Below are 25268 nucleotides of genomic sequence, written 5' to 3'. Positions count from 1 at the left end.
AGCTTCTCTAACATTTCATCGGCACCTGGGGAAGTGATGCAATTACTTCCTTATGGAATACCGATTAGTTTGGAAGCCAGGCTCTGGAGCTGTACAATTTCACTTCTGAAAAGTTCAAAATTTTTCCTTTTCAAGTCCGATAGACAAAAGAGACGGGAGACCGTCTCTTTTGCAGTTTTTTACTTGAATAAATCTCCCTGCTCAGCAGAGACTTTGATTTCTTCAGATTTAACTTTTTCGTATACTTCTTTAACCTTGGCTGTTGTTTCTTCGCTTAGGTTAGGGTTTTTCTCAGGAAGACCAATTCCATCGTTCTTAGCATCGAAAATCAAAGTTTCTCCGCCTGGGAATTTGCCGTCAAGCTCTGCTTGAACCATATCGTAAGAAACTTGGTCAAGCTTCTTCATTGCAGAAGTAAGGATGACTGACTTATCCCCTTCGTATTTACCATCTTCATACTGGTCTACGTCAACACCAACGATCCAGACGTTTTCTCCAGCTTTCGCACGGTTCTTCGCTTCGTTGATCGCTCCAACACCAACACCACCAGCAGCAGTGAAGATAACATCTACGCCACGATCATAGAATTGAGCTGCAATTTGACCGCCAGCAGCAGCGTTGTCAAATGAACCCTGGTAAACTACGTTTTCAGCCTTGATTGTTACATTCGTATCAAGGTTTTCATTTGCATATTTAAGACCTTGTTGGAAGCCCCAGTTGAACTTTTGTACAGCAGGGATTTCCATACCGCCGATGAATCCAGCTTCGCCTTCTTTCAATTCAACAGCTGCAGCAACACCAGCAAGGAAACCTGACTCGTGCTCTGCAAAGAATACAGCTACAGTGTTATCTTTAACAACTGGGTTGTAATCTCCACTGTGTGGGTTTCCATCAAGAATGACGAATTTAGCATCTTCATATTTATCCTGGGCTTGGAAAACAGCTGTTTCGAATTTAAAGCCCGGTGTAACGATGAACTTATATTCTGCGTCGTATAAGTTACCAATTTCTTTTAAGTATTCTGCTTCAGTAGTTCCTGCTGGCTTTAGGTATTTTGTCTTAACGCCGAATTCTTCTTCAGCCTTCAGGATTCCTTCCCAAGTACCCTGGTTGAATGACTTGTCATCAATCGTACCTGCGTCAGTGACCATACCAACTCTTAAGTCTGACTCCTTGCCCTTAGAACTGTCGCCTTCGTCGCTTCCGCAACCTGCCAACATTGTACCTGCTGCTAAAAGCAATGACATTACCAAACCAAATTTACGCTTTTTCAAGGTTTGTACCCCCCAGAGAATGTTTGTGATTTCGCAGGAATGTTCTGAAAAACCAATCAGTTAGCGTTTACATTTCCTTAAAAAAATTAAATTCTTTTCCTAAGGACATGAAAACTGAACTTGTCGGCTTTAAAGTAATTCACCGAATAAAGAATCGGAACATCATTTTCGTCGAAATGCATTTGCTTCAAAACAAGCAGTGCTGTTTCCGGCTCGCATTCAAGGATGGGTGAAATCTTCTCGTGATAGCCAATTGGCTCAATTTGAGCAACTGCGTATGTTACCTTCCGGTTCGATTTAACTTCAAGAAGATGAAGCAAAGACTCATCTTCAAATGAAGAATCTTCCGGCAGGATGCTTGAAGGAATCTTGTCAAGACAATAGACGACAGGTTCCCCGTTTGCAGTTCTGACCCTTTCAACCAGTGTGATTTCATCATCATGAGAGCATGAAAAACGTCGGATATCTTCTTCGGTTGGCCCAGTAGTCGTTGAGTTCAAGAAGATTGTACCAGGCTTCATCCCTGCATGCTCAATCATGCCCGTCACGCTGTTCAACTGTTCAATACCTGACTCAAACAACGGTTTGGCGTTGACAAAAGTCCCTACACCATGCCTGCGAACTATGACGTTTTCTTCTTCAAGTATCCGCAATGCTTCTCTTAGTGTAGCTCTGCTGACTCCAAGCTGTTTGGCAAGATCAAATTCTGAAGGTAGTTTTTCTCTTTCTTTATAAATACCTTTTTGAATATCTTGCTTCAGGTGATCGATTACTTGTAAATACAGGTGCCGGTTATCTGACTTGATCGACATGAGGCGTTCCTCCAACCTTTGCTCAAGACATCAGACATCTGATGTATAGCATTCCTACTAATCGAAAATACTATAACACTTTTTTCGAGATAAATAAATAGTGTTTCAACAATTTGTCGAAAAAAGCTAGATTGACCAAAATTGTCACTTTTTCCGGGACGATAAACCTATATTTTTGCTATAATTAGTTTTTGCAAACGGTTTTAATAGTATGACACTATTATTTGACCTATAGGAATATTATCCTGCAAACACAGAAAAAGTCGGGTGTGATCACCCGACTTTTGTCTTTTCAGATGTATGATGTTATGCCTCTTCGGACTTAGCCACTAGGACGGTACGCGGCTTGCTTCCTTCATAAGGCCCAACGACACCACGCAGCTCCATTTCATCGATCAGTCTTGCTGCACGAGAATATCCAATCCTGAACCTTCTTTGAAGCATAGAAACAGAAGCGGTTTGCATTTCCACTACAAGATCGACGGCATCTCCGTACAATTCATCCTCTACCTCTGATGTGTTCTCTGGAACATCCTCTGGGATCATTTCTTCTTGATACTGTGCTTTCTGCTGGCCAATGACGTAGTTTACAACCTCTTCTACCTCTTCATCCGATAAGAATGCTCCCTGCACCCTCACAGGCTTTGACGCCCCAACAGGCAGGAACAGCATGTCCCCTCTTCCAAGCAGTTTCTCTGCACCGCCCATATCTAGAATCGTCCTTGAGTCTGTCATCGAGGAAACAGCAAATGCAATTCTTGAAGGAATATTCGCTTTGATAACCCCTGTAATGACATCAACAGATGGTCTCTGTGTAGCTATGATCAAATGGATTCCGGCAGCACGTGCCATCTGTGCCAGCCTCGTGATAGAATCTTCAACATCAGAGGACGCAACCATCATCAAGTCTGCCAGCTCATCGACAATTACTACGATGAATGGAAGCAGTGGCTGGTTTGCTTCTTCCTCGCTATTATATCTCTTGATATATTCATTGTAGCCTTCGATATTCCTTGTACCCGTGTGTGAGAAGAGCTCATAGCGCCTTTCCATCTCACTGACCACTTTTTTGAGTGCCTGCGATGCTTTCTTGGCATCGGTCACAACCGGGGCCAGCAGATGCGGAACACCATTATATACATTTAACTCTACCATCTTAGGGTCAATCATCATCAATTTGACTTCATGGGGCTTTGCCTTCATCAAGATGCTGGTGATAATACCGTTAATACACACACTCTTTCCGCTTCCGGTAGCACCGGCAACAAGAAGGTGAGGCATTTTATTCAGTTCGGCAAGCACTGCTTCACCCGTAATATCACGGCCCAAACCAATTTGGAGTTTGGATCCTGGTTTGTTATGCTGCTTCGATTCGATTACTTCCCGTAAAGAAACCATTGCAACTTCAGAATTCGGAACTTCTATACCAATTGCTGACTTTCCCGGTATCGGAGCTTCAATCCTGATATCCTTTGCTGCCAATGCCAGTGCCAAATCATCATTAAGGCTGACAATTCTGCTTACCTTGACACCGACATCAGGGTGAACTTCATATTTCGTTACCGCTGGTCCCAGATGAACTTGGGTCACTCTTGCTTTTACCCCGAAGCTGTGGAATGTGCGTTCAAGCTTGGCCGCATTCGCGTGAATCATTTCATATTCTCCGCTTTGATCCGTTTTATTCGGAAGCTTCAATATATCGATTGGCGGAAGTTCATACGAGGTATTTTCAACTTCAGTAAAAGTAATGTTCTGCGGCAACTCTTCTGCCTCGTCTTCGGTGTCACTTGCAGCTTTAGCTTTCTTTTCTGGCTGCTGTTGTTGAGAATCAGCAGGATTTGCGTAAGCTCGCTCCGCAAAGCTGGAGATGATAGGCTCAGGGGCTGGCTCATCAGCAAGTTCGATCGTTTTTTCAGCTGGCGCTTGCTTAGCAACTGCCTGGCTGCTCTCATTTTCAGCCTGTTTTGCCTGTTGTCTTTCTGTCTTTTTATGTTGTTGATTTTCTTTCCATTGTTTAAGGTCTTCAATGAATGAAAACCATTGTTCTCTGATAAAACTGCCGATTGGTGTCAGGATTTTTCCGGCAACCTCACTGAATGTTTTGCCTGTGACAAGAATGGCGCCAATAATGATTAGCAGGAAGGCAATCAGCTGAGATCCGGCTGCATCAAACAAAAAGTAAAACAGCGCAAACATCACAGCCCCGATCATCCCGCCTCCGAGATCATTCGTGCTTGTCTCTCCTTTTGCCTCCATCACATATAATTCGAAAGTGTTTTTAATGACACTTGGATCCTCAAACTTGCCGCCATTGGATAAAAGTTCGAATAATGTCACATGGCTTAATAGCAGGATTGCACTTATTATCAGATATGTACCAATTAATTTAGTGTGGAATATAAAAGGCAGGCTTCGTTTCCACATGATGAAAATACTGAACACGACCAGCCCTACGAGACTGAGCATATACCATTCTCCGAAGAAAAATCGGAAGAACATCACGACCGCTCCTCCGACCGCTCCCAAATCCGCCATCGCTATGATCGCTAATGCGAGCAGCGCTAACCCGGCAAGTTCATATTGAACAGTTGTTTTCAATGTATTCTTCTTTCTCGATTGCCGTCTTTTCTTTTTGGCCATTTTATCACCTGAACTTTTATAGCTTCACTATCAGCATAATCAACTAGCTTATTCTTCAAACTTTAATAAGAAGAAAAGCAGCCTTATTCGGCTGCTGATGCTTTAGTGTATCCATATTATATCATATTTGCCAGTTGAAACGGCACAATCGATTTATTAAAAATAGACGGGGCGATGCTCTTTTTACACAGCTTTTTATTGTGCTTAAAAGGTCAATTCAATAAGTACCTAAGAGAGAGTAATGGTAGAACCAGGCAAACAAGATGTTTCCATATAATGGTTAGGGTCGGTACTCATTACTCTGACTACCCGGTACTCATGATTCTCTGTATATTCAGCCATGATAGGAATTCCATTATAGCTGATCATGACCTGGTTAACGGCTGCCTCTTCACTTGGCGGGAATACCTGTTCATGCGGCATCATCGTATAGAGGATCATTGTACAATCACTTCTGACTCTTGTTTATTCATATCAATTAATTCATTTAACTTTTTCATCGCCTGCCCTATTCCCCCGACTTCATGGATCAAACCAGTCTGGACTGCATCATGGCCGACAACATTCGTTCCGATATCCCTAGTCAGGTTGCCTTTGGCAAACATCAACTCTTTGAATGTTTCTTCAGTAATGTTGGAATGCTTCGTAACAAAATTCACAACTCTATCCTGCATTTTATCGAGGTATTCAAATGTTTGTGGAACGCCGATTACGAGTCCAGTCAGCCTGACTGGATGAATTGTCATTGTCGCGGTCTCTGCAATGAACGAATAATCACAGGAAACTGCTATTGGCACTCCGATGGAATGACCGCCGCCAAGTACGATGGAAACGGTCGGCTTAGAAAGTGATGCCAGCATTTCCGAAATTGCCAGCCCTGCTTCCACATCCCCGCCAACTGTATTAAGAATGACAAGTAACCCTTCAATATTCTGGTTTTGTTCAATTGCAACAAGCTGTGGAATCAAATGTTCATATTTTGTCGTTTTATTATGTGGCGGAAGCTGCATATGTCCCTCAATTTGTCCAACGATGGTCAAACAATGGATCTTCGAATCCTGCGATAGCTGGGGGACATTTGTCTGACCAAGCTGCTGAATCTTTTCAAGAAGGCCTGATGGTTTGTTCTCCTTATCCCCCTGCTGGCCCTCCTGGTTTTCAGAACTGAATTTATTTATATCGTTATCCATCCTTTATGCTCCCTTCAGGCATGATAATTTTAGTATGAACATCATCATCAATTTCATTCCGCGCCCAAAGGTGACTGAAGAATAAAATCGGAAAGCAAAAAAAAAGATACTGGTGTTTGATCCAGTATCTTATCAGAATTATTTAACCTCCATGATGATCGGCATGATCATTGGACGGCGTTTTGTTTTTTCATATAAATATTGGTGAAGTGAGTCTCGGATGTCTTGTTTTAAACTATTCCAATCGAAAGAGCCTTTGTTGGCATTTTGCTCGACGATTTCTCTTACAAGTGCAGCAGAATCGGTCATCAGCTTCTCTGATTCACGAACATAGACGAAGCCGCGCGATATAATTTCTGGTCCAGCAAGAATCCTCCTGTCGGTTTTATTCAATGTGACAACTACAAGTAAGACACCGTCCTGCGATAGCAGCCTTCGATCTCGGAGAACAATGTTGCCTACATCTCCAATCCCAATTCCATCGATCAATGTATTCCCGGCCGGTACCTTCTCTGTGAACTTTAATTTCCCGCCTGAAATTTCAATCACGTCTCCGCGATCAGGGATGAAAATATTTTCTTCCGGGATGCCGCAAAATTGAGCTAGTTTTTTATGGGCCTTCAGCATTTTGTATTCGCCATGTACAGGAATGAAGTATTTAGGATTCATCAGATTGATCATGAATTTCAATTCTTCCTGACTTCCATGGCTAGAGACCTGGACACTATTTTTGCTGGTTACTACATTCGCACCGGCTCGGTAAAGCATATCAATCGTCTTGTAAATAAAAACTTCACTTCCCCTTAAAGGTGAAGCAGCAAACAATACAGTGTCACCTGCCAGGATGTTCACCTGAGGATGCACTTGTTTAGCCATTTTCTGCAAAGCTTCTATTGGCTCCCCCTGACTTCCTGTGGTTAAAATCACCACCTGGCTGTTATCATAATCCTTTAAATCATTAACCGATATGATGAGATCTTCTTCAACCTGTAAGTAGCCGAGCTGCAATGCGATGTCATATACACGTTTCAAGCTATTTCCTACCACTGCCACTTTACGGTCGTTAGCATATGCGCTGTTAAAGAGGTGCTGGATTCTGTTAAGGTCAGATGCGAAGCATGCAGCAATGATCCTGCCCTCTGCATTATAAAAAACGTTGGATAGTTCAGCGATCACGGTTGATTCTGAAGGTGTATGCCCGGGTCTTTCAGCCTCGGTACTGTCGGAAAGCAGACAGAGCACACCTTTTTCACCTATTGAAGCCATCTTGCCTATTTCAGGTTTGTATAGTGGTGCTGCTGCCTGGTCAAATTTAAAGTCCCCTGTATGTACGATTGCACCGTCTGATGTAAGAATGCTGATGCCGACTGAACCAGGGATGCTGTGATTGGTTTTAAAAAAGGAAACAGACACTTTGTCAAAATCCACTATTGTATCTGAATTAATTTCATGGAAGTCAACAGAACCAGTGAAATCCTGCTCTCTCATTTTCTCCTTTGCCAGAGCGATTGTTAGCTTTGTTCCATAAACCGGTATATTCATTTTGCGTAATAAATAGGATAAAGCACCAATATGATCTTCATGCCCGTGCGTAAGGAAAATCGCTTTGACCCTGTCCCTATTCAAAACCAAATATGTAAAATCGGGTATGACCACATCAATCCCAAGCATCTCATCCTCAGGAAACATCAATCCCACATCAACTACAAAAATATCACCGTCCACTTCAGTGATGTACATATTCTTTCCCATTTCCCCTACTCCACCAAGTGGAATGATTTTAATACTCTCGTTTTTCGCTATCAATTCCGTGCTCCTCCTGTGTTGTAATATTCCGAACCATCATCAGTTAAAATCATTATACTTGATGATAGAAAATCTTTACAACTTTATTCAACCGCCTCTCATGTATGAACTAAGCCCCTTCACTATCTTCAATAATCACTGCTTCCTCTTGCATTTTTTCTTTATTGTAGCAGGGACTCTGCTTTTACCGCTTGGGCTTTGGAATTCAGTTTTCGGGTAATGCAGCAGCTCTGCTTTTACCGTTTGAGCTTCGGAATTCAGTTTTCGGGCAATGCAGCGGCTCTGCTTTTACCGTTTGAGCTTCGGAATCCAGTTTTCGGGCAATGCAGCGACTCTGCTTTTACCGTTTGAGCTTCGGAATCCAGTTTTCGGGCAATGCAGCGGCTCTGCTTTTACCGTTCGAGCTTCGGAATCCAGTTTTCGGGCAATGCATGGACTCTGCTTTTCCGTTTGGGCATTGGAATTAAGTTTTCGGACAATGCAGGGACTCTTCTTTTACCATTTGGGCATTGGAATTAAGTTTTCGGGCAGTCCAGGGAGTCTGCTTTACCGTTCTGGATTTGCTATTCAGTTTTCGGGCTATGTCGGGGTTTGCTTTTACTTCCATATAAAAAAGGCCAACCCGAGAGGCTGGCCTTAAGATTTATTGGAATAGTTTAGCTACCGCTGATCTTTCTTGTTCTGTCAAAGGCACCATTGGCAAACGAACGGAACCGACATCGAGTCCTTTAAGCTGCAATGCCGTTTTGACAGGTGCCGGGCTTGGAGCAGCGAACAGTCCTTCCATGACCGGGAGCAAGCGCTGATGCATTTTTGCAGCGTCCGCATTTCTTCCGCTGAAGAAAGCATCGACCATTGCTTGCATCTCGTTTCCAATTACATGTGAAGCTACAGAGACAATTCCTGTACCGCCGATTGCGAGGACCGGCAGAGTCAATCCGTCATCTCCACTGTATAAAAGGAAGTCTTCTGGTGTATTTGCAATGATTTTAGCCATGGCATTCAAGTCACCACTAGCTTCCTTTACCGCGACCACATTCGGGATTTCAGCCAGTTTAATCACTGTTTCGGGCAGGATATTCACGACTGATCTTCCTGGAATATTATAAACCATCACTGGAAGTGTTGTAGCTTCTGCTGCCGCTTTAAAGTGCTGATATAAACCTTCCTGGTTTGGCTTGTTGTAGTATGGTGCTACGATCATGATCGCGTCTACACCAATTTCTTCTGCCTTTTTTGTCAATTCGATGGTGGCATATGTGTTATTGCTGCCTGTTCCTGCAATGACAGGCACCCTCTTGTCTACAACCTTTACGACATGCTGGAATAATGCGATTTTCTCTTCTTTGGAAAGAGTCGGGGATTCACCAGTTGTCCCTGCAACTACAAGTGAATCTGTACCGTTATCAATCAAATGGTTAACTAGCTGTGTCGTTTTAGCGAAATCAATGTGACCTTTGTGATCAAACGGGGTCACCATTGCTGTGGATACTCTTCCGAATTGAACCATTCCTGTTCACTCCTCTTCTGAAAGGCTTCCGACAGCCAGTGCTGGGAAGCAAAATCTTTTTATATGTCTTGACGCTCGAAATCTGCTGTTTCTTCCTCGAGCTGGAAGGCATCATGTAACGCATTTACTGCCTTTCCTAAATCCTCCTGTTTCACCAACACCCAAATGGTTGTATGGCTGTCAGCGGATTGAAGTATGCGAATGCCTTTTTCTGATAAAGCAGTTACAATTTTCGAAGTTACTCCTGGTACTCCTGCCATTCCTGCTCCGACGACAGAGACCTTTGCGCAATGCTTCTCAATTTGCGGCGTGTGCCCCAAGCCTTCCAACACCCTTGCCGCCCGGTTGGTCATTTCATCAAGAACCGTGTAGACCACTCCGTTTGGAGAAATATTGATAAAATCTACACTGATGTTTTCATTTGCCATTGCCTTGAAAACTTCTGATTGGAGATTATATTGGTCTTTTTTAGCAAAAACCTTAATCTGGCTGACATTTGAAACATGCGCAATTCCCGTTACAGGCCTTTCCTTAATGTCAGTTCCTTTATTTTCTCGATTAAGGGCCGTAACCAGCGTGCCAAGGCCATCGGAATAGGTGGACCTGATTCTGATCGGAACTTTTGCCTGCATGGCAATCTCCACAGCACGAGGATGGATTACCTTGGCTCCCTGATATGCCATATTGCAAACCTCAGTATATGTGACCACGGAAAGAGGCCTTGCGTTCTCCGCAATCCTCGGATCAGCTGTCATGATTCCCTCGACATCGGTAAAGATGTCAATCCATTCCGCGTTTAACGCAGCGCCAAGTGCTGCAGCTGATGTGTCACTGCCGCCCCGGCCGATTGTTGTCACGTCTCCATTTTTTGCAGCACCCTGGAATCCAGCCACGACGACCACGTCGACCTGATCGAGCTCCCTCAACAACCGATCGCATTTCATATCAAGAATTCTGGCGTTCGTATGCTCGCTATTTGTCCTGAATCCTGCCTGGGCACCTGTAAGGGCCGTCGCACTAATCCCATTCTCGAGCAGCATATTCGTAAAAACAACACTGGAAATCGTTTCTCCACATGATAACAGCAAATCATGCTCGCGCTTGCTGATTTTGCTGTCACTACCTCCTAGAAGACTGAGAAGGGTGTCTGTAGCATACGGATCCCCTTTCCTTCCCATCGCAGAAACGACCACAACCGCTTTATATCCATCAGCGATCGCGTTTTTTATATGACTCATCGCCTGGCCGCGGCTTTGTTCATCCCGGACAGATGTACCGCCAAATTTTTGAACGATTATTTTCATCGTAACACCTCAGAAATTCTGTCATTAATCAATTATTTTACCAAGCCAAGCTTCACAAGACTTTCAGCAATCTGGACTGAGTTCCATGCAGCACCTTTTAACAAGTTGTCAGAAACGACCCACATATGGAAGCCTTTTTCATTGTCCAGATCTTTCCTGATTCTGCCGACAAATACGTCATTTTTACCAACACAGAATGCAGGCATTGGATAGAGTTGCTGTGCAGGGTCATCCTGAAGGACTACTCCTGGTGCATCAGACATAAGTTCTTTAATATCTGATGCTGAAACACCGTCCTGGCCAATCTCAATATAAACAGACTCGGAATGACCTGTGCCAACCGGAAGCCTAACGCATGTTGCAGCAACCTGCAGGTCAGGCATGTGCATGATTTTCTTCGTTTCATTGATCATCTTCATCTCTTCATACGTGAATCCGTTATCTACGAATGTATCGATCTGCGGTATCGCATTGAATGCAATTTGGTAGTGCTTTTCCGCTGACTTCACCGGAAGAATCTTTGGTTCATATTCCTCGCCGTTCAAAATTGCCTGAGTCTGTTCCTCCAATTCCTCGACAGCCGCTGCTCCTGCCCCCGATACTGCCTGGTACGTCGATACGATGATCTTTTCCAAACCGAACTTCTTACGCAATGGCTCGAGTGCAACAACCATTTGAATCGTAGAGCAGTTCGGGTTAGCAATGATTCCGTTATGCGAATGCAAATCTTCCTCATTGACTTCAGGCACGACAAGCGGTGTGTTCTCATCCATGCGGAATGCACTTGTGTTATCAACAACTATGGCACCACGTTTTACAGCTTCCGGTGCCAGAGCCTTTGAAACACTACCACCTGCGCTGAAAAGGGCAATATCCACACCTTCAAAACTTTCAGGCTTGGCTTCCTGTACTGTTATTTCATTTCCTTTATACTGAACCTTCGTACCAGCTGACCTCGATGATGAAAGCAATAAAAGCTCGGATACAGGAAAATCCCTGCTTTCGAGCGTCTGGATCATCTGCTGTCCAACTGCTCCTGTTGCTCCCACTACTGCTACACGGTAACCTTTTCTCTCTGACATTGCTGTTTCCCCTTCCACTACCATTATCGTTTTATATCCCGCATTTAGCTGGGGTTGTTTGAAACATAAGTAAACTGGCGGTCTAATAGAAAAGTGCAAGCGCCTTGTTCTATCCGCCTAGTATATTATCCTATATTTTATCATAATCAATCATTAAGAAAAGAAACATTTTGCTTCACTGCCGGAGAAAAGCATTTCCAATTTAAAATGGCTGTATTTGGGACAGGATTTGCTTTGATTATAGCTTTCTTGAATACCTCTTGTTCCTGGCTTGAATACGATTCCAGACTCTTTCCGTTGTTGCCTTATCCTGTTGCGCAATATCTGCGCAAATAACAAGGCGTGCGAAAAGAGCCTGGAATTTAGCATTAATTATCCTTATAACGTTCTACTAGTACTGGCTGAAGCTGATTTCCATTCATCGCTTCAATGATTGTTTCGGAAAGCATCCCCATTCTCGCAACCATTGAGTTTGGCTTTTTGACAGGATCATCCTGGCCAAAAGGAATCATGTAAATATTCTTGGTCGCCATTAATCTCATCAGATTGACGCCATTAAGCCCTAAAGCATCATTCGTCGATATTCCCAGGACCACCGGATTTTGATTCCTTAATGTCGCTTTTGCAGCCATCAGAACTGGTGAATCTGTCATTGCATTCGCGAACTTGCTCATGGAGTTACCCGTCAGCGGCGCAATCACCATACAGTCCAGTGGGATTTTGGGGCCAAGAGGTTCTGCCTTGACAATTGAGTCTATTACCTTATTGCCAGTGAGTTCCTCAATTCGCTGTACCCAATCTTCTCCCTTGCCAAAACGTGTTTCTGTATTTTTCACAGTGAATGTGACAACTGGTAAAACTTCAGCTCCTGCATTCACCAACTTTTCGATTTCAGGAAATACAGCATCATACGTACAATGCGAGCCTGTTAATCCGAATCCAATCTTTTTCCCTTTTAAACTCATACTTCTTTCTCCTTTCGGTCAGTAAAGTCTTCCATAAGCAGCTGAGAAAGAACGTTCGCCAATATTTGCCCTGCAGTTTTCGGGGCGACGATCCCCGGCAATCCTGGTGCAAGCAAAGCTTTGATTCCACGCTTTTCCGCATAGCGAAAATCCGTTCCACCTGGTTTGGATGCAAGGTCAATGATTAAGGTATGAGCTGGCATCCTCGAAATGACGGAGGCAGTAACAATTTGATGAGGTACCGTATTGATGCAAATATCGATATCTGAAACTTCTTTCCCTATATCCGATAGCAGGAATGGCTTCAATCCCATTTCCGATATTCTTGCTATATGTTCACTTTTTCTTGCTCCGACCTTCACCTTGGCTCCTAGGGCATGGAAAGTCCTGGCTACACTCATACCAACTCTGCCTAAACCGAGAACGGCCACTTTTGAACCGTGGATGGTGAAATCTGTATGTTGGATCGCCATCATGATCGTTCCTTCGACAGTCGGGATTGAGTTGTAAATAGCTACATCATCTCGGGCAAACAGCTGTACAAGTTTCCTGTTAGCTTGCTTAGTGATACCGGTCAAATAGGAATTACTGATGCCCGAGTAAACTGTGCAATGTTCTGGGGTCTTTTCAAGCATTTCTTTAATAAGAACTACTTTTTCATTTGAGAAAATCGTTTCGACCTGGCCCTCCAGACTTGTTCCTGGCACAGGCAGGATCAATGCGTCCTGGACGGAAAAATCAACTTCATCTATCTTTTCTTTTGAGGCACCTGTAAAAGCATGGTCCAACTGCTCGAAGCCTATTAAAGAAAGCTTTGCATCAAGCTCTGTCAGCTTGCGAATAATCTCCAGCTGTCTCGCATCACCGCCGATAACTGCGATTTGCATTCCTGTCAGCATGAGAACAATCACCTTCTTTTCCATTAATCCTGGAATATAAATTTCATCCAACTTGAACTACTTCAACATCATATGTATCTAACTTGCAATAGGTGAGTTTTCCATAAAAGAAAAGCGCCAGCCATTTGGCCAGCGCTATAAACTACATTTATTAAATAAGGTTTTTTATCCCCTTGAATCAAGAACAGAAATTGTTCAGACAAAAAAATAAAGCTGGCATTGTGCCCGCTTTTTTACTCTTCATCATCAGGAATATCGATGATAATCATGTCTGTACCTATTTTCTTTATATGCTTCCATGGAACCCTAACTTCCCCGGACTGTTTGCGAAGGCCGAACCACTTTAAAGATGGGATGATCAAAGCTTCAATTTGACCTGAACGTTCATTGATTTCCAAATCCGTCTGCCCCAGTACACCCAATCTTTCCGCCCTCTTTGCATCGACGATTTCTTTACCGCCAAGTTCACTTAATTTCATGATGCCCCTCCCTGTCACTTTGTCCTTATTCTATATGTATCAATGTGGGAGGTTTTTTAGAATATATGAGTGAAAAAAAGGGGAAATGTTGTTGAGGTAAAAATGGGCGATGGTATTCAGGCAGCTTTTTAGGCGTAAGTGGCAAACCTGTCGTGATTCCCTTGTTTTCTTGACAGCTTTTCAGCTGCAAAGACTAACCATGTCACGATTCCTGATCGTCGTCTTTCTTCCTTCCGGGTGCTGCAACTTGTAAGACTTAGTGCCTTAAAGTTAAAACAGCAGCTTCACAAGGAAGCTGCTGTTTTCATCATCTCTTATAGATTTGGCAGTTCGCCATTTGGACTGATCAATGAAACAGAATATTTATCTGTGAAGATTTTATTGGCCATGCCGTCGACGCTGTCCTTGGTCACCTGGTCGATTTGTTCGACGATTTCATCAAGAGAGCGGTGCCTTCCGAGCAGGAGTTCATTTTTCCCATTCCTGCTCATGCGGCTGTTTGTACTTTCTAGGCTTAACATCAGGCTGCCTTTAAGCTGCTCTTTGCTATTGTTGAGTTCTTTTTCGGTAATTCCTTCAGCACGCAGCTTCGCAAGTGTGTCCTGGATTGTATCATATAACACATTCAGCTGATTTGCTCCGGTCCCGCCATATATAGTCACCATTCCGCTATCACGATAAGCTGAGTGATAGGAGAATACAGAATAAGCAAGGGCGCGCTGTTCCCTTACTTCCTGGAACAATCTGCTGCTCATGCTGCCCCCCAGTACATTGTTCAAGACGATGAGGCTATATACATCAGAGTGCCCGATCTGCAAGCCTTCGAAACCAAGGCACAGGTGCGCTTGTTCCGTTTCTTTTTTCCTGGATGCATGTGTTGCATGGAAGTCAGGTTTTGCATATTCTATCTTTTCCTTGCTCGCTTCATATGAGCCAAAGAAGTCTTCAGCATTTTTAATGAAAGATTCGGGCACATTCCCTGCAATGGAAATGACCACATTTTCCGGTCTGTACGTATCATGCATATACTGCTCAAGTTTTTCTCCCGTAAAACTTTGGAGCGTTTCTTCCGTACCGAGGATTGGATAACCAAGCGGGTGATCGCCGTAAACAGCCTGACTAAGCAAATCGTGGACGATATCATCAGGTGTATCTTCATACATCTTGATTTCTTCATTCACCACGTTCTTCTCTTTATTCAATTCCTCAGAATCAAACGTAGAATTAAAGAACATATCCGCTAAAACTTCTAGCGCAAATGGTGCATGATTATCTAACACCTTGGCGTAATAGCAAGTATACTCCTTGGAAGTGAATGCATTCACCTGGCCGCCAATGCTATCAAAGGATTCTGCAATCTCCCTTGCACTCCTTGTTTTGGTGCCTTTGAAAAACATATGCTCAAGAAAATGGGAAATCCCATTGTTCTCTGGATTTTCATTACGGGAACCTGTTCCGATCCATACACCGATAGCGACTGAACGGACAGTTGGGATTTGTTCTAGTACGATTCTTACACCATTTTGGCATGTATATTTCTTTATCATTATATTCCTCCTCTGGAACCAGCTGCTAAAACTACTGCATTTACTTAGTATAGTCCATTTAACTTACTTTTTCCAAATACAATGCTATTCTTTCATTTTTTTTGGCGTTATAATCCGGTTTTCACTTAATAAATCAGAAACAGTCCCAATTTGCAGGTCCTTGGCTTTTATTTGCGTGATCAATTGATCGAGAGAGACAGCCGTAGACTCTGTTGGATGCATAAGTATCATTGCGCCATTATGGACCTTCCCCATCACCCTGTTGATTAGTTTATCTGGAGTGGGCTTCTGCCAATCAATCGTGTCTACGCTCCACATAACAGTCCCTAATTTATGAGCTGCAGCAATTTCAACCACTTCATCCTTGTATGATCCGCTCGGAGGAGCAAACCACTTGGTCTTGACCCCCGTCACCGCTTCAATAACTTCATTCGTCATGCGGATTTCTTCATTGATTTTCGGAGCAGAAAGCTGCTTCATATTTGGATGTGTGAATGAATGATTACCTATTTCATGGCCTGCATCTGCAATCATCTTCGCCATACCAGGGTTATTCTTTACCCATCTGCCTTCAAGAAAAAAACTTGCGGTTACATTATGCTTCTTCAATGTCGCCAGCATGCCTGTTAGATATTCATTTCCCCATGCAACATTAATAATGAAGCTTACCATCGGCTTTTCAGGATGTCCTTTATAAATGGCCATTGGCGGCAAATCATCCAGATGGACTTGAGGGGAGACTTGCTTGAAGACTAGCTTTTCGGGATCGAATTTACCTTCCTTCTCCATTTTGCTATAGGACTTTTTGATATCTACTTTTAGTCCGTTGTAGCCGGGAACCACCTTCCAGACTGGATCTTTTCTGGCGTCAGATGGTTCAACTTCATATTCTATTGCTTTCATTTCAATTTCTGACATCAACGAACTCTTATTCCCTGCCACTTCAAGTGACCCGCTTTTAAGGCCTGAAACATATGTATGGGAGAATGGATTATTCACGATGATCCACCCAGCGATCAATAAAACAGAAATTAATACAAACTTTCTCATTTAATATGCCTCCTCTTCTGTTAAGGCCACTCCAAAATAACGCAGACAACGAATAGCGCCTTATTTTACTTTATGAAGCAGAAGGACAAGGTAGAACGGAAGACACTGGTAAGAGAGCAGAAAAACGTTCGCGCACAACAAACAGCCCGACAAGCGGATAACTGTTCATGAAATGGGAATATAAAAAGGCCAGGGTTGCCCCCGGCCTTTGCTATCTTAAGATTGTTTTTCAGCTTTTTCGCGTTGTTCTTTCAAGACTGCCTTACGTGAAAGGTTGACCCTGCCTTGTTTGTCGATTTCAGTGACCTTAACGAGGAGTTCATCTCCCAGCTTCAGCACGTCTTCAACTTTGCCAACTCGTTCTTCAGCAAGCTCGGAGATATGGACCAAGCCATCTTTACCAGGGAAGATTTCAACGAACGCACCAAACTTTTCAATGCGGCGAACCTTTCCAAGGTACATTTCTCCAACTTCAACTTCACGGACAATGTCTTCAATGATCTTCTTCGCTCTTTGAATCATTTCTTCATCTACTGAGCCAATAAATACCGTACCATCTTGTTCGATATCGATTTTTACGCCAGTTTCTTCAATGATCTTGTTGATTTGTTTTCCGCTTGGCCCAATGACGTCACGGATTTTATCAGGTTTGATCCACATAGTGATGATCTTTGGTGCATATTTTGAAAGCTGTTCACGTGGTTCCTTGATCGTTGCCAGCATGGACTCAAGAATATGCATACGGCCTTTTTTCGCCTGTTGTAAAGCTTCCTCAAGAATCTCACGGGATAATCCTTCAATCTTGATATCCATCTGCAGGGCTGTAACACCTTTTGCAGTTCCAGCTACTTTGAAGTCCATATCCCCAAGGTGGTCTTCCATACCCTGAATATCTGAAAGAATTGAATAATGTTCTCCAGATTTGATCAGACCCATTGCAATACCGGCAACTGGTGCTTTGATTGGCACCCCTGCATCCATAAGCGCTAATGTACTGGCACAAATACTCGCCTGTGAAGTAGAACCATTTGATTCAAGTACTTCTGATACAAGACGAACTGTGTATGGGAAATCTTTCTCATTCGGAATTACAGGCTCAAGAGCTCTTTCACCAAGTGCTCCGTGCCCGATTTCACGTCGTCCTGGGCCACGGATTGGACCTGTTTCACCAACAGAGAATAATGGGAAATTGTAATGGTGCATGAATCGCTTTTCTTCTTCGATTCCAAGACCGTCAAGAATTTGAACATCACCCATTGCGCCGAGCGTACAGATGCTTAGTGCCTGAGTTTGTCCCCTTGTGAACAATCCAGAACCATGTGTTCTAGGTAGCAGTCCTACTTCAGAAGAAAGCGGTCGGATTTCATCGACTCCACGGCCGTCTGGACGTACTTTTTCTTCTGTAATCAAGCGGCGGACTTCACCTTTGACGATTTTATCAAGGATTTGTTTCACTTGCTTCAGCTTGTCATCATCTGCTTCTTGCTCTTCATAGCGGGCAACGATAGCATTTTTCACTTCTTTGATCGCATCTTCGCGAGCATGCTTTTCCTGTACTTGGATAGCAGAAATCATATCTTGCTCACAAACTCCGCGAACTTCAGCTTCAAGATCTTTATCTAATTCAAAAAGTTTAATTTCTCTTTTTTCTTTACCAACCTGCGCGACGATTTCCTGTTGGAAGGCAATCAGACGCTTGATTTCGTCATGTCCGAACATGATTGCTTCAAGCATGACTTCTTCAGGCACCTCTTCCGCACCGGCTTCAACCATGTTGATTGCATCCATTGTACCTGCTACAACCAAATGCATATCACTCTTTTCAGTTTCTTCAACAGATGGGTTGATCACGAACTTGCCATCAATCCTTCCCACTGTGACACCAGCAATTGGTCCTCCAAATGGGATATCTGAAACAGATAGAGCTAATGAAGATCCAAACATAGCGGCCATTTCTGATGAACAGTCCTGATCCACACTCATGACGATGCTGATTACCTGGACATCGTTACGGAATCCATCAGGGAATAACGGACGGATTGGACGGTCAATTAATCGGCTCGCAAGAATTGCCTTTTCACTTGGGCGTCCTTCACGCTTAATGAATCCGCCTGGAATTTTCCCGACAGCATAAAGTCTTTCTTCATAATTGACAGTCAAAGGGAAGAAATCTAAATTCTTCGGTTCTTTTGATGCAGTAGCTGTACTTAATACAGCTGTATCTCCGTAACGGACAAGGACTGCACCATTTGCCTGCTTTGCAAGCTGTCCAATTTCAACTGTCAGCTTACGCCCTGCCCAGTCGAAGGAAAAACTCTGTTTTTCTTGTTCCATGCTTTTTAGCCCCTCTCTACCACTAAGTACACCCTGGCTCTGCCCGGGAATTTATTTAAAACAGCACAAACGCATGTCTTATATAACAAATATACCTTTAATATGAATGATAAAACCATGAACTTCCCAAGCTTCCTGCTGTACAAAGCTTGTCCAACAGAGCAAATGGGAGCCTACATGTTAAAATGCCTTTTATGTTATATTATGCTCCAAAAAGGAGCGCTTCATATCAATCAATCGTTATGTATGCTACAAAAAATTTGCCTAATAAAAAAGCGGGAAAAATCCCGCTTTTACAGACTATCTACGTAGACCAAGCTTGTTGATTAACTCGCGGTAGCGAGCAACGTCCTTGTTACGAAGGTAAGTCAAAAGGTTACGACGCTTACCTACCATTTTCAAAAGACCGCGACGTGAGTGGTGGTCCTTCTTATGAACGCGCAAGTGGTCGTTCAAAGTGTTGATTTCTGCAGTAAGGACAGCGATTTGAACTTCTGGAGATCCAGTATCACTTTCGTGAGTCTTGAATTCATTGATCAGTTCGTTTTTACGTACTTTTGAGATTGCCATCCGTATTCACCTCCATTTAATAATCCCCTGTTACCGAGCAAGCGTCGGTGACTCGACTTGCCAAGCAAAGGTTCTTTTTTAATACGTTAATAAGAATACATCTTTTTACGACAAAAAGCAAGTCTAACCCTTGTTTTTTTCAAAGTATAGGAGTGCTTCTTGCTTATCTTTTTCTATTTGGGCAACAAGCTGCTGTATTCCCTCGAATTTCCGTTCACTTCTCAGGCGAAGGTGCCACTCAATCGTTGCGGATTCACCGTAAATCTCTTTGTTAAAATTAAAGATGTGGACTTCAACAGAAGGTTTGTCCTTTTTCTCCTTATGGAAGGTTGGTTTATAGCCAACATTGCAGACACCTTCATGCCATGCCCCTTCAACCCTAATCTTTACAGCATAAACCCCAGTTGGCGGGAGAATATATTGGTCCTCGATTCCGACATTCGCTGTCGGAAAACCAATTGTACGACCTCGGCGCTCTCCATTTATAATGGTTCCCGTTGTCCTATAAGGTCTCCCTAACAAACCTGGCATCTCATCCACCTTCCCGTCTCTTAAAAAGGAACGGATCAAAGTAGAACTGACCTTTTCTTCTTCTTGTGTGGAAAGTTTGGATACCACGGTAAAATCAAACTTGCCTCTTGAATGGAACTGGATTGTCTCCATATTCCCTTTCCCCATTTTCCCGTAGGAATAGTCGAATCCTGCTACGACATGCTGAACATTCAAACCAATGATATATTGATCGACAAATTCCTGGGGCAACAGACTCGAGAATTCGGTTGAGAAATGAACAACAAATAAGTAGTCCACTCCCATTGCCTCAATAATTCGCGCCTTGTCTTCCAATGGTGTTATATATTCCATATGCTGAATATTCTTGCCAAGAACTACCGAAGGATGAGGATCAAATGTCATGACCGCACTCTTGATCCCTTTGGCTGCAGCCTCTTTTTTTGCTTCTTCGATGACCTGCTGGTGGCCTAAGTGGACTCCGTCAAAATAGCCCAGTGCCATTGCCAGTGGAGGATAATCTTCTTTTTTATGTTCATGAGGATGTTTTAGCATAATCATTTCCACGATATTACTCACCTTTTCTGACCCAGCTGCTCTATGAATCAAGATCTATTGTTTACATCGCTTATTTGTACTCTGGCACAAATTTTTAAACGATCGTCTCATTGATCATTTCTCAACACTTTATCAGGTTTCATCATCCCTATTTTTGTTGGATGTGCCCTGTAAATGGCGAGCGCTTTTCCGTCTTCTGTTTCTACAATAATCGGACCGCTTTTTCCCTCTAACTCCTCCGGGATCTGTAGCAGTGCCCCATTTTTCACTTTCTCTGCTACTTTATCATTAATGCGATATTTCGGCAAATAAGAAATACCAGCTTCCAATGGATGCAAAGCATCTGCCAGCTTGCCTTCTGCAGCCATCTCCTCTAGCTGTTCAAATGTAAAGCAATCCTCGATCGTTAAGTCCGCAGATTGTATTCTCACAAGGGAAGACATATGCGCTGGATATCCCATCTTTTCACCAATCGTCACTGCTAGAGTCCGAATATACGTCCCTTTGCTGCATGATACTCGGAATTTGAAGCTAACCTGTTCGCCTTCAAATGATTCTCTGCTATCAAGAAGCTCGATGCCATAAATAGTGACCTTCCTAGTGGGTCTCTCTACCTCGATTCCTTGTCTCGCATACTCATATAGTTTTTTTCCACGCACTTTTACTGCTGAATACATAGGAGGAGTCTGTTCGATTTCACCTGTCAGCGATTGAAGAACCTGTTCAACCTCTTCCCTTGTTATTGTCCTGTCCACTGGCTTCTCTTCAACCTTCTCACCCGATGCATCTTCTGTCGTTGTCGTGAAGCCAAGGGTGACTTCTCCCTCATACGCTTTTCCAGCATCCGTTATGTATTCGGCAACCTTGGTCGCCTTGCCTACACATATTGGCAGTACCCCAGTGACATCCGGGTCAAGGGTGCCTGTATGTCCCACCTTCTTTGTTCTTAACAGTTTCCTGAGTTTAAACACACAATCATGCGAAGTCATTCCCGCTGGCTTAAAAAGAGGCAGAATCCCTTCCATATCTTTCACCCTCATTTTCATTATGTATTGATGGTAGCTTTATCGAAAAAAATGGATAGACAAAAGTGTCTATCCATTTTTCATATCAAGATCAATAGTGATGACAAATATGTCAACTCCGCTTAATCATTGTCCTTTTCTTGCTCTTCTTTTCCAGGCTGCTCATCCCTGTGCAGCTCATGGATCAGTGAATTGATACGATTACCATAAGCCATCGTTTCGTCAAATTCAAAGATCAGTTCAGGGGTTTTCCTCAGACGGATTCTTTGGCCAATTTCTGTCCTGATGAAGCCTTTGGCCTTAGCTAATCCTTTAAGAGTATCTTCCCTCTGTTGTTCGTCGCCTAAAACAGAGATATAAACCTTTGCTTGTTGCAGGTCCCCAGTAACCTGGACATCTGTTACTGTTACGAAACCTACTCGCGGATCCTTGATTTTACGGCTGATGATATCGCCTAATTCTTTTTTCATTTGTTCGCCAACACGGTTTACTCTATGACCCATTTTCAATCACCTCGTTCTATCAAAGCCATTCTATTTCGGTGATGGTACGTTCGATCTCTGGAAAAGAGTCAATCATTTTCAAGGCATTCTGGAGTTCTCTTTCTGTTGACACCTTTGATGCGGAGACAGCCGCAACAGCAATTGTCGTCCGCTGCCAAACATCTTGATGATCCACTTCGGAAACCGAAATATTATACTTCTGCTTCAGCCTCGTGATGATCCGCTGCAGGACAGCTCTCTTTTCCTTTAGAGAATGAGCATCATAGATGATGCATTCACAGGCTGCTAAGCCTACTACCATTAACGTTCCACTTCTTCCATGATATATGCTTCAATAACATCGCCTTCCTTGAGGTCATTGAAGTTTTTAATGGTAATACCACACTCATATCCCTGTGATACTTCCTTCGCATCGTCTTTGAAGCGTTTCAGTGCATCGACTTCACCTTCAAAGATGACGACTCCGTCACGGATCAAACGTACACCGCTGTTACGAGTGATTTTACCGTCAGTGACATAAGAACCGGCAATCGTTCCGATTTTCGATACCTTGAAAGTCTGGCGGACTTCAGCCTGGCCGATGACTTTTTCAGCATAAACCGGATCAAGCATGCCCTTCATCGCTGATTCGATTTCTTCGATCACTTTGTAGATAATGCGGTGCAGTCGAATATCGACGCTTTCTGACTCTGCAGCGCGTTTCGCATTATTATCAGGACGGACGTTGAATCCGATGACGATACCATTGGAAGCTGCTGCAAGTGTGATGTCAGACTCATTGATCGCACCAACACCAGTGTGAATGATTCTTACATTTACACCTTCCACGTCCAGTTTCTGCAATGCTGCTGCAAGTGCTTCAACTGAACCTTGGACGTCGGCTTTAATAATTAGATTTAGGTCTTTCATTTCCCCTTGTTTCATATGTTCAAACAATGTATCGAGGCTGACGCGCGTTTTTTCACTGCGCTGTGCCTGCAATGCCTCTTGTGAACGTACTTCACCAATCTGGCGTGCTGTTTTTTCGTCTTCAAATACAACAAAACGATCACCAGCTTGAGGAACATCGTTAAGACCAGTAATTTCAACTGGCGCTGATGGACCAGCTTCTTTAACGCGGCGTCCTAAATCATTTACCATCGCACGGACACGGCCGAATGTGTTTCCGACAACAATTGGGTCGCCAATCTTCAATGTACCATTCTGTACAAGCAAGGTGGCAACAGATCCACGGCCTTTATCAAGCTGTGCTTCAATAACAGTACCAATTGCGTTTCTGTTTGGATTAGCTTTATATTCTTCCACTTCACCAACTAGCAGAATCATTTCAAGCAAGCTGTCGATACCTTCGCCAGTAAGCGCGGAGATTGGAACAAAAATTGTTTCGCCGCCCCATGCTTCTGGTACCAGCCCATACTCTGTCAATTCCTGCATGACTCGGTCAGGGTTTGCAGACTCTTTATCCATTTTGTTTACCGCTACGATGATCGGTACCTCAGCAGCTTTCGCATGGTTCAATGCTTCTACTGTCTGTGGCTTGACACCATCATCAGCAGCTACGACAAGGATTGTGATATCGGTGATCTTTGCACCACGAGCTCGCATTGTCGTGAAAGCTGCGTGACCAGGTGTATCCAGGAATGTGATTTTTTTGCCATTATCTTCAACTTGGTAAGCACCGATGTGCTGAGTGATACCGCCTGCTTCACCTGCAGTGACTTTCGTGTTGCGGATCGAATCAAGCAGCGTTGTTTTACCATGGTCAACGTGACCCATGATTGTAACAACAGATGGTCTTTCCACCAATGAAGCTTCATCATCTTCTGTGAAGTATACCTCAAGGTCAGTTGCATCAATTTTGATTTCTTCTTCAACTTCAACACCGTAATCAGTAGCAATCAATTCAATCGCATCTTTATCCAGGTCCTGGTTGATGGTAGCCATGACACCGAGCATGAAGAGCTTTTTGATAATTTCAGATGGCTCACGGTTCAGCTTCTTTGCCAATTCAGCTACTGTCAAAGATTCGCTGAAAGTGATTTTTGAAGGAAGTTCTTTGACCTTTTTCGGCTGCTGTTGAGCCGGCTGCTGGTTCTGTCTTCCTTTATTCTGGTTTTGCTGGTTTCTGTTCTTGTTGTTCTGTTTGTTCTTGTTGTTATTTTTATTGAAAGGCTGGGAGTTTCCAGGCTTTTTGGCAGCTGCTGAGCTTTTCACCTTTTCAGGAGTTGTAGCGCGGCGCTCATCGTCTGAAAAGGCACTGGCTGTTGTCTTAAGCTGAGCTTTTGGCTGTCCCTGGTTATTTCTTTGCTGATTTTGGTTTTGGGATTGGGATTGATTGCGATTCTGGCCCTGATTAGGCTTTTGGCCTTGGTTGCGGTTCTGGGCTTGCTTCTGTCCCTGTGAAGCCTTTTGCTGGCTTTGCTGCTGTGGCTTATCTTCTTTCTTGTTGTAAACAGCGTCAAGCTTTCTCACGGTTTCATCTTCCATTGCAGTCATATGATTAGAAACCTCAATGTTCATTTCTTTTAATTTTATAATCACGTCTTTACTCGATAAATTATGCTTCTTTGCATATTCATAAACGCGTGTTTTACTCATATCTTCACCCCCGCTAGAATTAATCGAGCAACGTCAACAGTTTTTTTGCAAAACCCTCGTCCAACAGGGCTACTACAACACGTGCTTCCTTGCCGATCGCCTGGCCAAGCTGGTACCGGTCCGGTACCACTTTATAAGGTACATTATAGGATTTGCACTTGTCGGTAATCTTCTTTGTAGTATTTGCGGATGCATCCGCAGAAAGCAAAATGAGTTTCGCCTTCCCGTTTCTGATTTCTTTGACGGAAAGCTCTTCCCCTGAGATGATTTTCCGTGCTCGATTGGCTAAGCCAAGCAATGACATCCATTGATTTGAGTTCATCAGGATAGTCTGCTCTCCTTTTCGATGAGATCATTCAGCTCATCGTATAGTGCATCGTCCACTTGTGTTTCAAGCTGTTTGGACAATATATTGCGTTTCTTTGCTAATTGCACTGCTTCTTTATCTTTAGAAAGATAAGCGCCTCTGCCTGATTTCTTGCCTGTCAGGTCGATGGAGACTTCCCCTTCCTTTGAGCGAACGATGCGAACTAGTTCTTTTTTCGGTCTCATTTCACCGGTTGCGACACATTTTCGCATAGGAACCTTTTTACGGCTGTTCACGATCATTCA

Annotated in this window: 23 protein-coding genes; all 23 read right to left on the bottom strand. The window is 43.4% G+C overall.

All coding sequences use genetic code 11. From position 1 onward, the window contains the following. Window positions 1–179: 179 nt before the first annotated feature. Window positions 180–1274, bottom strand: coding sequence for a BMP family lipoprotein (locus tag LGO15_RS09250; RefSeq protein WP_226087385.1), 1095 nt, complete (start codon window positions 1272–1274; stop codon window positions 180–182). Window positions 1275–1360: 86 nt separating this feature from the next. After that, window positions 1361–2086, bottom strand: a complete 726-nt coding sequence (locus tag LGO15_RS09245) for a GntR family transcriptional regulator (RefSeq protein WP_167832865.1) — start codon at window positions 2084–2086, stop codon at window positions 1361–1363. A 306-nt stretch (window positions 2087–2392) separates the two neighbouring features. Beyond that, entirely contained in the window at window positions 2393–4726 is a 2334-nt protein-coding gene (locus tag LGO15_RS09240; RefSeq protein WP_167832864.1) for a DNA translocase FtsK, read from the bottom strand. A gap of 228 nt (window positions 4727–4954) precedes the next feature. Beyond that, window positions 4955–5167 carry a YlzJ-like family protein gene (locus tag LGO15_RS09235; protein WP_226087384.1) on the bottom strand — a complete coding sequence of 71 codons (213 nt, stop codon included), beginning with the start codon at window positions 5165–5167 and terminating at the stop codon, window positions 4955–4957. Then, window positions 5164–5916, bottom strand: coding sequence for a ClpP family protease (locus LGO15_RS09230; protein ID WP_226087383.1), 753 nt, complete (start codon window positions 5914–5916; stop codon window positions 5164–5166). The genes LGO15_RS09235 and LGO15_RS09230 overlap by 4 nt, the downstream gene beginning before the upstream one ends. 138 nt (window positions 5917–6054) lie before the next feature. Next, a complete protein-coding gene (locus LGO15_RS09225; protein WP_167833062.1) occupies window positions 6055–7719 on the bottom strand; it encodes an RNase J family beta-CASP ribonuclease in 1665 nt (554 codons plus the stop codon). Window positions 7720–8365: 646 nt separating this feature from the next. Next, entirely contained in the window at window positions 8366–9232 is an 867-nt protein-coding gene (gene dapA, locus LGO15_RS09220) for a 4-hydroxy-tetrahydrodipicolinate synthase (protein ID WP_167832862.1), read from the bottom strand. 59 nt (window positions 9233–9291) lie between these two features. Continuing rightward, the gene (gene dapG, locus LGO15_RS09215; RefSeq protein ID WP_167832861.1) at window positions 9292–10536 is read right to left on the bottom strand and encodes an aspartate kinase; all 1245 of its coding nucleotides are present in this window, start codon (window positions 10534–10536) and stop codon (window positions 9292–9294) included. Window positions 10537–10568: 32 nt separating this feature from the next. Then, on the bottom strand, window positions 10569–11618 hold the full coding sequence (asd, locus tag LGO15_RS09210) for an aspartate-semialdehyde dehydrogenase (RefSeq protein ID WP_167832860.1): 1050 nt from the start codon (window positions 11616–11618) through the stop codon (window positions 10569–10571). 368 nt (window positions 11619–11986) lie between these two features. After that, window positions 11987–12583, bottom strand: a complete 597-nt coding sequence (locus tag LGO15_RS09205; RefSeq protein ID WP_167832859.1) for a dipicolinate synthase subunit B — start codon at window positions 12581–12583, stop codon at window positions 11987–11989. Next, a complete protein-coding gene (gene dpaA, locus LGO15_RS09200; RefSeq protein WP_167833061.1) occupies window positions 12580–13482 on the bottom strand; it encodes a dipicolinic acid synthetase subunit A in 903 nt (300 codons plus the stop codon). Before dpaA ends, LGO15_RS09205 begins: the two co-directional genes overlap by 4 nt. Before the next feature lie 233 nt (window positions 13483–13715). Then, window positions 13716–13961 (bottom strand): YlmC/YmxH family sporulation protein, encoded by a 246-nt coding sequence (locus LGO15_RS09195; RefSeq protein ID WP_167832858.1) that lies wholly within the window; start codon window positions 13959–13961, stop codon window positions 13716–13718. Between the two features lie 314 nt (window positions 13962–14275). Further along, on the bottom strand, window positions 14276–15508 hold the full coding sequence (locus LGO15_RS09190; RefSeq protein ID WP_226087382.1) for a M16 family metallopeptidase: 1233 nt from the start codon (window positions 15506–15508) through the stop codon (window positions 14276–14278). 84 nt (window positions 15509–15592) lie between these two features. Beyond that, on the bottom strand, window positions 15593–16558 hold the full coding sequence (locus LGO15_RS09185; protein ID WP_167831704.1) for a polysaccharide deacetylase family protein: 966 nt from the start codon (window positions 16556–16558) through the stop codon (window positions 15593–15595). A gap of 216 nt (window positions 16559–16774) precedes the next feature. Then, a complete protein-coding gene (gene pnp / locus LGO15_RS09180) occupies window positions 16775–18892 on the bottom strand; it encodes a polyribonucleotide nucleotidyltransferase (protein ID WP_167831705.1) in 2118 nt (705 codons plus the stop codon). Between the two features lie 300 nt (window positions 18893–19192). Next, the gene (gene rpsO, locus LGO15_RS09175; RefSeq protein ID WP_167831706.1) at window positions 19193–19462 is read right to left on the bottom strand and encodes a 30S ribosomal protein S15; all 270 of its coding nucleotides are present in this window, start codon (window positions 19460–19462) and stop codon (window positions 19193–19195) included. 123 nt (window positions 19463–19585) lie between these two features. Next, on the bottom strand, window positions 19586–20539 hold the full coding sequence (gene ribF, locus LGO15_RS09170; RefSeq protein ID WP_226087381.1) for a bifunctional riboflavin kinase/FAD synthetase: 954 nt from the start codon (window positions 20537–20539) through the stop codon (window positions 19586–19588). Window positions 20540–20637: 98 nt separating this feature from the next. Further along, window positions 20638–21555, bottom strand: a complete 918-nt coding sequence (gene truB, locus LGO15_RS09165) for a tRNA pseudouridine(55) synthase TruB (protein ID WP_226087380.1) — start codon at window positions 21553–21555, stop codon at window positions 20638–20640. A gap of 122 nt (window positions 21556–21677) precedes the next feature. Next, entirely contained in the window at window positions 21678–22058 is a 381-nt protein-coding gene (gene rbfA, locus LGO15_RS09160; protein WP_226087379.1) for a 30S ribosome-binding factor RbfA, read from the bottom strand. Window positions 22059–22077: 19 nt separating this feature from the next. After that, complete coding sequence (locus LGO15_RS09155) at window positions 22078–22359, bottom strand: DUF503 domain-containing protein (RefSeq protein WP_167831710.1); 282 nt, start codon at window positions 22357–22359, stop codon at window positions 22078–22080. Then, on the bottom strand, window positions 22359–24656 hold the full coding sequence (gene infB / locus LGO15_RS09150; protein WP_226087378.1) for a translation initiation factor IF-2: 2298 nt from the start codon (window positions 24654–24656) through the stop codon (window positions 22359–22361). Before infB ends, LGO15_RS09155 begins: the two co-directional genes overlap by 1 nt. Window positions 24657–24675: 19 nt before the next feature. Beyond that, a complete protein-coding gene (locus LGO15_RS09145; RefSeq protein ID WP_226087377.1) occupies window positions 24676–24978 on the bottom strand; it encodes a YlxQ family RNA-binding protein in 303 nt (100 codons plus the stop codon). Continuing rightward, on the bottom strand, window positions 24978–25259 hold the full coding sequence (gene rnpM / locus LGO15_RS09140; RefSeq protein WP_167831712.1) for an RNase P modulator RnpM: 282 nt from the start codon (window positions 25257–25259) through the stop codon (window positions 24978–24980). Before rnpM ends, LGO15_RS09145 begins: the two co-directional genes overlap by 1 nt. Window positions 25260–25268 lie beyond the last annotated feature (9 nt).

Source organism: Mesobacillus sp. S13 (assembly GCF_020422885.1).
Classification (GTDB): domain Bacteria; phylum Bacillota; class Bacilli; order Bacillales; family Cytobacillaceae; genus Mesobacillus; species Mesobacillus selenatarsenatis_A.
This window is presented reverse-complemented; position numbering and strand designations above follow the sequence as displayed.